Source organism: Saccharicrinis carchari, from assembly GCF_900182605.1.
GTDB lineage: Bacteria > Bacteroidota > Bacteroidia > Bacteroidales > Marinilabiliaceae > Saccharicrinis > Saccharicrinis carchari.
In genome coordinates, this window is the sequence record NZ_FXTB01000020.1 from 1 (window position 1) to 11,801 (window position 11,801).

8 protein-coding genes are annotated in these 11,801 nt (G+C 32.3%); all 8 read left to right on the top strand.

The window, feature by feature from the left end:
- The first annotated feature begins 120 nt into the window (after nucleotides 1-120).
- The 8 genes from FN809_RS17455 to FN809_RS17490 all read left to right on the top strand — a co-directional run bounded on the left by FN809_RS17455 (nucleotide 121) and on the right by FN809_RS17490 (nucleotide 10,616).
- Entirely contained in the window at nucleotides 121-918 is a 798-nt protein-coding gene (locus tag FN809_RS17455; protein WP_142534833.1) for an HNH endonuclease, read from the top strand.
- 15 nt (nucleotides 919-933) lie between these two features.
- On the top strand, nucleotides 934-1,737 hold the full coding sequence (locus FN809_RS17460) for a phospholipase D-like domain-containing protein (RefSeq protein ID WP_142534834.1): 804 nt from the start codon (nucleotides 934-936) through the stop codon (nucleotides 1,735-1,737).
- 154 nt (nucleotides 1,738-1,891) lie between these two features.
- Complete coding sequence (locus FN809_RS17465) at nucleotides 1,892-2,575, top strand: hypothetical protein (RefSeq protein WP_142534835.1); 684 nt, start codon at nucleotides 1,892-1,894, stop codon at nucleotides 2,573-2,575.
- 170 nt (nucleotides 2,576-2,745) lie between these two features.
- Complete coding sequence (locus FN809_RS17470; RefSeq protein WP_142534836.1) at nucleotides 2,746-3,786, top strand: TraB/GumN family protein; 1,041 nt, start codon at nucleotides 2,746-2,748, stop codon at nucleotides 3,784-3,786.
- A 931-nt stretch (nucleotides 3,787-4,717) separates the two neighbouring features.
- Complete coding sequence (locus FN809_RS17475) at nucleotides 4,718-5,212, top strand: SoxR reducing system RseC family protein (RefSeq protein WP_142534837.1); 495 nt, start codon at nucleotides 4,718-4,720, stop codon at nucleotides 5,210-5,212.
- Nucleotides 5,213-5,489: 277 nt separating this feature from the next.
- Entirely contained in the window at nucleotides 5,490-7,568 is a 2,079-nt protein-coding gene (locus FN809_RS17480) for an ATP-dependent nuclease (RefSeq protein WP_142534838.1), read from the top strand.
- The gene (locus FN809_RS17485; protein ID WP_142534839.1) at nucleotides 7,559-9,244 is read left to right on the top strand and encodes a UvrD-helicase domain-containing protein; all 1,686 of its coding nucleotides are present in this window, start codon (nucleotides 7,559-7,561) and stop codon (nucleotides 9,242-9,244) included. Before FN809_RS17480 ends, FN809_RS17485 begins: the two co-directional genes overlap by 10 nt.
- A gap of 253 nt (nucleotides 9,245-9,497) precedes the next feature.
- Entirely contained in the window at nucleotides 9,498-10,616 is a 1,119-nt protein-coding gene (locus tag FN809_RS17490) for a DUF4268 domain-containing protein (protein WP_142534840.1), read from the top strand.
- The last annotated feature ends 1,185 nt before the right edge of the window (nucleotides 10,617-11,801 follow it).

Here is an 11,801-nt window from a genome sequence, read left to right on the forward strand (position 1 = left end):
TTCGTTCGGTTTTGGCGCGTATTTTTTCGCATGTGCTTCTGTTCAGACTGAAAAGAAAGCACACCGTAACCGCCACGCAACTTACAGTTACCGTTACCTGCAAGCTGAAAAACCGACAATATGAAAACATTTTTATTCGCATGGAATCCTAAAAAATGGAATTGGACAACTCTTGAACAGAGTATTGACCAAATAGAGCAAACAGGTCGTGCGTCTGAAAAATGGAGTGTTGTAAGTCATAAAAAAATCCAACCAGGCGACAGAGCTTTCCTTATTCGACTTGGAAAAGAACCAAAAGGGATAATGGGAGCAGGATTCGTTGTTTCACCCGTATTTCTCTCACCACATTGGGACGGTTCTGACAGATTAGTGAATAGAGTTATGATTGATTTTGAAGTAATTCTAAACCCTGAAAAAGAACCGTTATTAAGTCTTGATTTATTAAAACAAGGAGATTTAGCAAAAGTAAATTGGACACCTCAATCATCAGGTATTGAAATTCATCAAGAAGTAACAGACGAATTAGAATCTGTATGGTTTGACTTTTTAACAACACAAGAAATCAGACATAATCCATTTAAGGAAACAGAAAAAGACGAACAAAAAGTATATACAGAAGGGACACCAAATCAAGTTTTGGTAACCAAATATGAACGAAATCCATTTGCACGAAAAACTTGTATTCAATATTATGGTCTTTCTTGTTCTGTTTGCGGACTTGACTTTGAAAAAAAATACGGAGAGTTAGGAAAAGGATTCATTCATGTTCACCATTTAAAACAAGTAGCTGACATTGGAAAGGAATATAAAATTGACCCAATTCAAGATTTGAGACCTGTTTGCCCGAATTGCCACGCAATGATTCATAAACGGAAAGAGCCATATTCAATCGAAGAAATTAAAGAAGTATTAAAATAAACGAGAACTTATTTAATGAAACTATCAGACCTTACAATAGAAAGTATTAAAGAATTTATTTCAGGAGACAATGGTTTAACACCTCGTTTATCGGGACCCAATATTTTAAAACTTTTCAATAAAGTAGGTTTTAAGGATGTATATAAATTTCAAGATGGCGGTATGCCCAAATCTTTGAGTAGAAATGATTATGTATTAGAAAAGCTATATGAAATAAATGGCACAAAGGAAATGGTAAATCTTTTGGAAATAGTTTTTGACCCAAGACATTTTGCAATTGATAATTCAAAGGTAATTAAAGAGTCAGTTGATAAAATGAATCCATTAATTCAACAAGATGGATACCGCCTTGAAGACATTGATGGTAGGTATAAAATAATCGGAGCTGATTTGCCAGAGGAAATAGAAGTAGAAATTCATTTTGAAGATATACAGAATCAAATTATTGAACAGGTAAGTAATGCAAAATTTTCCATTTGGATTGCTGTGGCTTGGTTCACAGACAAAGTTTTAATGCGTGAATTATTTAATAAGCAAAAGCAAGGAATTAATGTCAGACTTGTGGTTTTAAATGATGATATCAACAAAAATTACGGATTTGAATATGAAAAATACTTTGAGACTAAAAGAGCTGAACCAACAGGTATTTATAAAAATATTATGCATCATAAATTCTGTATCATTGATATGAAGACTGTGATTCACGGTTCGTATAATTGGACAAACAAAGCTCGATGGAATAAAGAAACAATTTCAGTTGACAATAGTCGTGAATTAGCAGAGAAATTTTCGACAGAATTTATAAAAATGATAAAATAGCCAGCAGGTAACAAAGTATAAAAATAATAGCCAAGATAGTAGTAAATATGAGAATTATAGCCCGCATAAAATTTAGTTGTGACTTGAAAAATCCGCGTTCCGCAGTCGGCTACTATTCTTATACAAACCGTTATAGGGCATTTAAAAAAACCATATGAGACATACTTTTTATATATTATTTATTCTGTTCGTGACTGCAAAAAATATCCATTGTCAGAATATTGAAAAAATTATTGGTAACAACTCAATTGAGCACTATCAAGAATATTTAATTATGAATCCTCATTCACCTCTAATCATTGCAATTAGTGATTCGTTGCGAAAAATGTGGGATAGAGAAAACATTAAAAACTATCATTGTTTTTGTAACTGTAATTGCATTGAATTGTTAGTCAATTCAGAAAATAAAATTCTACTTGAAAACAAGGAAATTGACATCTCGAAATTAAAAGACTCATTGGTTTATGCAATTGAAAATCCAGATAACAAGCAAAACTTACCAGAGAAGGAGATATTTAAATCCGACTTTTTCGGAGACTTTATTCGTTCAAAAGGAATTATTGATATTATATCTAGGAATACAAATCAAAAATTTTATTCCGAGATTATTAAAACAACAGAATCAGCATTTATTGAAATACGAGAAAAATGGTCTAAATACTTATATGACACGGATTATAATAATTTAGACACGCATGAAAAAGCTAAACTTGACAAACTTTTACCTATCAGAATTAGGTTTGAAAGATATATGCCTTGGAATTTAAGATTACCAGCGCCACCAAATCAGCACTTTAACTTGAATGGAATCTCTGACATTGAAGATGAAGTAAATTAAAAACGCCCTATAACAATGTACAAAAATAAAAGCCGAAATAGCAGTAATTTAAAGGGTTGCATCCCGCATCAACCTTCGTTTAGGCTGAAAGGTTTGGAATCTGCAAACGGCTTCTATTCTTGTACTCAACGTTAGCAAACATTAAAGAACAAACAACAACACGATAACTTATGAAAACTAATCTGCTATTAATCATCGCTTTTCTAATATTTCTTGGCTGTAATGGGAAGCACGATCAACAAGAATCATTACCTAAACATGGATTGTTATGGAAAATTACAGGAAATGGTATTCAATCCGCTTCCTTTTTATTTGGTACATTTCATGAACAAGGAGGGATATCTGTTCTTGATTCAATTCAGTCTTTTGATTCAATCTTTATATCCACTGACCAATTCATTTGCGAAATGGATTTAAGGAAAGCTGTCAAACTGCTCACGGAAAAGAAAGATTCAAAATCGAATAGCTATTTAAAACCCTGGCCTAACACAGATTCAACGTATGTAAATTTATTGACAGATGAACAAAAAAGCATATTAGACTCAGCTATCAACAAAGATGAATCCCTTAGAATTATTAGAGAATGGAATCTTAGGCCTGTACAAGCAGTGAGTTTTATAAAATATCAATCTCAAAAGAATGCTAAAGACAATAAGTTCCCAAGTAAAGATAATTCTGACAATGATTCTGTTAGAACAATAATCCTTGATATCTATTTGCAACAACAAGCCTATAAGTATAACATGGACATTGAAGAATTAGATTCAATGGAGGAATACCAAAAGCTCAATGACTCTATAAATAGTCGCCTTCCAATAATGAGCTATAAGTCTGAGGTAGAATTTATGATTTATTATATTCAGAATTATCAAGAAATAGACTCTTTGCAAAAGGAATATACGAACAAATTATTGACGTTATATCTACAACAAGACTTAGGTTTATTAAGACAACAACAAAAAGAAGTCAATCGACATAATAATATGATTATGTCGTTCTTGGGGAATGGCAATTTTATAGAAATACAGGAAAAGATGCTAATTGATGAGCGTAATAACTTTTGGATGAAAAAAATTCCCAATTTGATTAAAAACAATTCAAGCTTCATTGCAGTGGGCGCGGGTCATCTAGGTGGAGAAAATGGGTTAATTAATCAATTACGAAATTTAAATTATTCGGTAGTTTCTGTGAAAAAACTAAGAAATAATTAATAACGTTTGCTAACAATGTGTATATGTCATTGGTCAATAGGCTTTTATTCGGAGTGCTGTAATTTTAATAAACATATCATTAACTTGAAAATTATGCACTTCGGAATGTCCAACGCCACATACACTCAACGTTATAGCTCATTGTAAAAAAAGTTCTTTGATTTAAAGCATTCGATTAGCAATTTGGGGAGCATTTGTATTTGCAGTTTTTTAAACGTTTTTCCTGGTTGAAAACTTCGTATTTCAATAGAAAACTTTGGCCGAACAGAAACACTGACAAAGGATTGACAGCTTGAATGGATTTTATGTTCAGCTTTTGGGAAATGATTTCCCCGCTCGAAAACTCTGAATTTCAATTATAAACATCGATAAGTTTGAAAGACTGAATGGATTTGCAGCTTGTAAGAATTGGACTTACAGCCTTGGAGAAAAAATGTAACGACCTGAAAAACCAGATTTCAACTGTACACAGCAGCAGGTCTGCAAGACTGGATGAATTTGCATGCGAGAAGAATTGACTTGTAGGTTCCGGCGAACGATTAATTGCTTGATAAATTGAATTTTAACTGAAAACGCCGGTGCGTCTGAAAGATTGATATGGGATTAGCAGGACTTAAAGAATTTGATTAGCAGCCGTCAAACCAAAGACTTTCAATGACCAATGGATTATGTGATTCAGGATTTAGTTATTTATCGAATAAATATTATTTTTAAGGAATGGTTTTGTAAACAGAAAGCCTTTTTTTGAATGAAAGAGAAAAACAACGAGCTATAACATTCTGTAAATTTCATGGCGGGGTTCGTGCGTTTTTGGCGCGTATTTTTTCGCATGTGCTTCTGTTCAGGCTGAAAAGAAAGCACACCGTAACCGCCACGCAACTTACAGTTACCGTTGTAGCGCATTACAAAACCTAACGTAGAAAAATACTACATGATTGACAAAGTTTTAAATTTTCAAAGAATTGAGTATCGAAGTAAAATGTCTGCTCAAGATTTTAAATCAAGACTGAGTAGCATTTTTAGTCAGAAAGGTTTCAAATTTAATTTATCTGGAAAATTTACATCAGAACAAGACTTTAAAGCGACTGACAAATGGACAATTGGAATTTATATTCGCAGTTTTGAAAATGACCCAGCATACTTAAAAGGAAAAATTAAGGATTCAAAAAACGGAGTTACTGTTGAAGTATTAGTTAGACCAAATTCTATTTTTTCACTTTTTGGACTGCTATTTCCATTAATAGGTATGATTGCTTTAGTTTCTACTAATTTCGGAAAGACAGATGAAGATGCGCTTGGCGTGGGTATTGGATTTATTATTTTTGGATTAATATGTTACCCAATTGGGAATTATTTAAGAAATAGAATTAGAAATAAGTTCGAGGACTATCTTGACTTAGCAAGACCTGAAAAAGAACTTAAATAAAAAATAACGACGCTACAACAATGTACAAAAATAATAGCCGAAACCGCAGTAAAATCAGGGGTTGCAGCCCGCTTTGGCCTTTCTGTAGCTTGAAAAGTTTGTGGTACGCATTCGGCTACTATTCTTGTACCGAACGTTGTGTTTCATGCAAAGAAAGACCGTACAACTAAAGCCAACGCACATTTGGCACATTTGCAAGCCCAAATCCCACTAGCTGACGCTTCAGCTTGCAAAAGAGCCAAATTTTTGCCAACGCACTCAAAATACAGATTATAAAATGTACATATCAGAAATAGAAATATTTGACTTCAGAAATTTTCAATCGACTAAAGATGAAAATGATGAAGCAAAAGGATGCACCATAGAATTTACAGATGGAGTTAATGTAATTATCGGTCATAATAATTCTGGAAAATCAAACCTAATTAAAGCCCTAGATTTAGTTTTGAATTTTGGAGGAAGCAAGAAACTTGAAGTTGATGACTTCAATAAGAATATGACGATAGCGGACTTAATTAATGAACCTCCAAAAGTGAAAATTAGTTTGAGTTTTTCTGAATCAGAAAATGAAGAAGAGTTTTCTGATGATTTAGTTACAGCTTCAACTTGGTTAACTAAATTAAATTCTCCTTACTCAGCAAAACTAACTTACATCTTTTATCTTCCACAAAAGGAACATGATGAGTATAAAAAAGAGATGCAATTGATAGCATCAGATGATATTGAAAATTATTGGTTAGCAATTAAGCATCAATTTCTAAGAAAATATACAAGCAAAATCTATAGTGGGAATCCTGAGTATAAAAATGTTGTTGACTCTGAAACTAGTAAAAAAATTGACTATCAATTCTTAGATGCTATTAGAGATGTCAATAGGGACTTATTTACAGGTAAAAATACTTTATTACGTGAAGTAATTGATTTTTTTATTGATTACGACATCAAGAACGATGCAAAGATTGAAAAAAAAGAACAACAAAAACAAATTGCTAAAAAGCGAAAAGATTTCACAGAAGAGGCAAAAAAGCTCATTAAGCAGCTACAGACAAGAATGGAATCAGGGAAAAAAGAGATGCTATCGTATGCCAGTGATACAGGAGCTTCTTTTGAAAAATCAGAACCTGATTTTGAAGGTCATATCTTAGATACAGAACTATATTCAGCTTTGAAACTAATTGTAAAGCATGAAACAGGGATTACAATCCCTGCAACTCATAATGGATTAGGTTATAATAATCTTATTTATATCTCTCTTCTATTGGCTAAAATGCAAAAAGATGCTTCAGGAGATTATTTGGGGAGTAATTCCAAAACTTTTCCAATTTTAGCAATTGAAGAGCCTGAAGCTCATTTGCATCCAGCTATGCAGTACAAGTTTTTAAAGTTTTTATATGAAAATAATAAAGAAAAGGCTAAGCAGATATTTATAACGACTCATTCCCCAAACATTACAGCAGCTGTAAATCTAGATAACATCATTTGTTTCAACAGGGATGACAAGGGAAAACTAAATGTAGCCTATTTAGGCAAAGTATTTGGCACAACTGAAACAGATTCAAAAGCATATGTTCAAAGATTCTTGGATGCTACAAAATCGGACATGTTGTTCTCGAAAAAAGTAGTCCTTGTGGAAGGAATTACAGAACAGCTATTATTACCTGTATTTGCAAATTATGAAAATAAAAGCTTTGAAGATGAGCATATTTCTGTGATTAATATTGGAGGTAGATATTTTAAGCATTTCTTAAAACTTTTTGATTCGGAAAAACCTAATACAATAAATAAGAAAATAACATGCATCACGGATTTAGACCCAGTTTATACCATTGATGATGACACGAAAAATGAAAAGTGCTATCCATTTGAAAAACGTGATGATTTAGTTGAATTTAAAGAATGTTCCAATTCTTTAGTTGATGATTATGCAGAATCAAAGCATCCGAATATCAGAAGTTTCTCACAGCAAAAGGGTGTTGGGAAAACATTTGAGTATGCAATTGCTTTTGAAAACCTTCAAACTGAAGTTTTTATCGGAGAAAAAATTGCCAATAAGGTTGAGTTGAAAAAACTAATTGATGAATATAATAAAGGAAAGACCTTAGACGAACTATTAACTATTTTCAGTTCAAGAGGTTCAGAGAACAATAGAATCAAAAATGCAATAAGTGCATCTGGCATTGATACTGAGGAAAAGAAGAAACATCTTATTGCTTCAAGGTACTTGAACTCCCTCACAAAGGGAGAGAATGCCTATGAACTTGCTCAAATATTACAAACGAATCTTGAAAAAGATAATCCTGTTGGTTTTAAGACACCAACCTATATCAAACAAGCAATTAACTGGATATGCGAATAACTGCTAACACTAATATCGATATAGAACAACATTTTAAAGTTATTGCTGGTCCAGGAGCTGGTAAAACAAGATTTCTTGTTAATCATGTTAAAAATGTACTTAGTAACTCTTGTAGATTATCTAGAAATAGAAAAATTGCCTGCATAACATATACCAATGTTGGGGTTGACACACTAATTAGAAGAGTAGAAGATGAAAAAGACCATCTTGAAATAAGTACAATACACAGTTTCCTTTTTACTCATGTTGTTAAACCTTACCTCTTTTTAATCAAAGAAAAATTTAATCTTGACCCCGCTAAAATTGAAAATCCTTTTGAACATATTTTTTCAAAGGGCTATTATAGTCAAACTGATTTGCCTAGAAGGTATGTTTCGGAAAATGACATGAAAAGAGTTTATTGGGAAATTTCAGGTAATGAATGTAATCTTAGGATTAAAAACAAAAACAATATCTATCATAAAAGTCTAATCAAGTATAAAATGTTCTTTTGGGAAAAAGGAATAATGCATTATGATGATATTCTTGCATTTGCTTGGGAAATAATCAATAAAGATTCAAATGTATTAAGAGTATTAAGAGCAAAATTTCCCTATTTCTTCATTGATGAATTTCAGGATACTAGTCCAATTCAAACCCAGATTGTCAAAGAAATTGCAGCTAAAGAAACTATTATTGGAGTAATTGGAGATACAGCACAATCTATTTATAGTTTTCAGGGGGCGAGCATGCAACAGTTTATTGATTTTACATTACCTTCTTTAAGTATATATCAGATTGAGGATAACTGGAGAAGTACGAATCAAATTTTAAAAGTATTAAAATCAATACGTACAGACCTAGAACAAGAAAGTCCAGAGAACAAGAACGGGAATACTCCAAAAATTCTTGTAGGCAATAGCATTCAAGCATTGGAGTATTGTGACAATTTATTAGGTAAAGATAATGTTGTGACTCTCTCGTATATGGTTCCAACAGCAAATGCTATGCGTAAAAGGATTGATATTGATAATCCTGCAAATATATTAGTAGAAGAACATTTTTCAGCAGACTCAAATAGTAAAAGAAAAAGACTGATAATTTCTTCAATCAAAGCAATCGAATTCGCACGGCAGCAACTTTTTTCAGATGCGATTAAAGAATTAAGTTATTATTTTAGAAAACAAGATGATTTTAAAGGTCAAAAAATTTCACTCACATTTTTAAAGGCTTCGCTCAATAAATACAGCATTATAACTAATATGACTTTATGGGATTATTATCAAAGTCTAAGTTTGAAGCCATTCATTTCAATATCAAAGATTAGGGAAGGAAAAAATGGTAATATGACCGCTATTGAAAGCTTTTACAAAAAAACAACATATAAGGATATTGCATTGTCGATAAGGTTGTTGAAAGATGAAAGTATTCATCGTACCATACATAAAGCTAAAGGTGATGAGTTCGATAATGTTTTAGTCGTTGTAAAAGGCAGATTCGGTAGGCAATATGTTGAAACACGTGATTTAGCGTTTCTTTTAACTCCTGATTTAATAGCAAATGAAGACCATAGAGTTAATTATGTTGCATGCAGCCGAGCAAGAGAAAATCTATTGATAAATGTACCTGAGTTATCCAATAATTCCAAGCAGATTCTGGCTGATAAATTTGAAATTATTGATATGCCCAGCCCTTAGAGCCATGCACATTTAGCAAACGCACATATCAACTGCACAGCCAAATTTGCTTAAAGAGCATGTCTCCCCACCGCACGGATTGACAGCTAGAATAAAGCACGAAAACACAACACTGTATATAAAACATTTGGCAGAAAATACTATTTTTAAGGGCAATACATTTAATAAACTTCGCAACGGTTTGATAGGGAATCACTTTGAAATGCCAAACGTTTCATATACTTGTCCGTTACCACACATAAGAAAAAACTGAATGTACATAATTGACCGAGAGAAAAATAGAATATCTAAATTGAAACAAAAGTCGTTTTCTGAATTGAAATTTAGAGAAAGAGAACACTTGCAAGAATGGATTGCCAATAATCCCACTTCACTTGGAGAAGAATTACTAATAATTCAAAAAGAATTTAGTGGATTTAGCGAAACGAACGAACGACTTGATTTACTTGCTTTAGATAAGCTTGGAAACTTAGTAATAATTGAAAACAAACTTGATGATTCAGGCAAAGATGTTACTTGGCAAGTAATTAAGTATGCTTCTTACTGTGCAAGTTTGACCAAACAAGACATTTTAAAAATCTATCAAGACTTTTTAGGAACAACAGCAATTGCTCAAGATAAAATATCAGAGTTTTTTGATAATCGAGAAATTTCAGAAATCTTACTAAATCAAGGACTTAATTCACAGAGACTGATTTTGGTCGCTGCTAATTTTAGAATAGAAGTCACATCATCTGTGCTTTGGTTAATGAATTTTAAAATTAGGCTTCAATGCTTTAAGGTTACACCATTTGAGTTAAATGACCAGTTATTTTTAAATGTAGAGCAAATACTACCGACAAAAGACACAGAAGATTTTGCAATAAGTATTGCGACAAAAGCTCAAGAAGAAATTGAAGTTCAAGAAACCTTAAAAAACAGACATCATATAAGATTGAAATTTTGGGAGCAATTTATAAATGCAAGTAATCAAAAAAACAATTTGTTTTCTAATAACTCGCCCTCAAAAGAAAATTGGATTGGAAAAGGTATTGGAATGAGTGGTGTAAATATCAATTTAGCCGCAAGTAGTTCATATTGTAGGAGTGAAATCATTTTCAACCGTGGAAGCAAAGAAGAAAACAAGGAACTATTTGACTTTGTTTATAAAATGAAAGACAAAATAGAATCTGAATTTGGAGCAGAATTGACTTGGGAAAGAATGGATGAAAATGTTACTTGTAGAATTAAATATCAACTTGATGGAGTTAATTACTTTGAAGAAACAGATTGGCAAAAAATGAATGAATTTTTGATTGATGCGTCTGTTAGAATGGAAAAAGCATTTAAAGAACCAATAAAGAAATTAAACAACTACTCGAAAAGAAAATAAATACGTGTGGTAACAAGGTATATAGCAAATAGGGCATTCGGTGGTTAACGAAAGTTCAGAGCAATTTACCAACACCGCCAAATTTTTAATTTGGCTTTTAAGATGAATAAGTTAAAAACAAAATATAAAAATGTGGCTCAGAGCAAACCCGAAAGTTTATCGCTTTCTACTGCCCTACTTGCCATATACTAACCGTTGGCGTGCATTGTGAAAAAAAGCTTCTGAGAAAGGGCTTTTGTATTTACAACTTGTGTAAAATTTCGATTTAAAGTTTTGTCAAGTGATTTAATAGCTTGAAAACGCTGCATTTCAACCGAAAAAATGGCTAATATGAAAGATGGGTTTGAGATTTACAGCACGCAAAGAATTTTATTTGCAGCTTATTTTAAACCTGAAAGACTAATATTGGATTTACAGCTTTTGAAGAAATTTTCAATTACTTGAAAAGCTGTATTTTAATTGAACATGTCCAGCGATCTTGAAAGATTGATGAAGAATGAGCAGCGTCTGAATAAATTGATTTTCAGCTTCCGGCAAATATTTTGATTGCCTGAAAATTCTGCACCTCAACTGAACTCCCTGTCAATCTGAAAGACTGATATCGGATTCACAGCTTTTGAAGAAATTTTCAATTGCTTGAAAATCTGTATTTTAATTGAACATGTCCAGCGAGCTTGAAAGATTTATGAAGAATGAGCAGCGTCTGAATAAATTGATTTGCGGCTTCCGGCAATTATTTTGATTGTCTGAAAATTCTGCATTATAACTGAAATCCTTGTCAACCGGAAAGCCTGATATGAGATTTACAGCTTGTGTGTAATTTGATTTACAACCGTCAATCCGCATTGTTTGAATCGACAGGAAAATATTCGGCTATAAAACCGAAACTTTACCGAATAAAGATTAGTTTTAAGGATTGGTTAAGTAAACAGAAAGCCTTTTTCCGATTAAAAGAAAAAACAACGACACGCCAACAATGTGTATATGTCATTGGTCAATAGGTTTTTAATCGGAGTGTTGTAATTTTAATAAACATATCATTAACTTGAAAACTATGCACTTCGGAATGTCCAACGCCACATACACTCAACGTTATAGCTCATTGTAAAAAAAAGTTCTTTGATTTAAAGCATTCGATTAGCAATTTGGGGAGCATTTGTATTTGCAGTTTTTTTAAACGTTTTT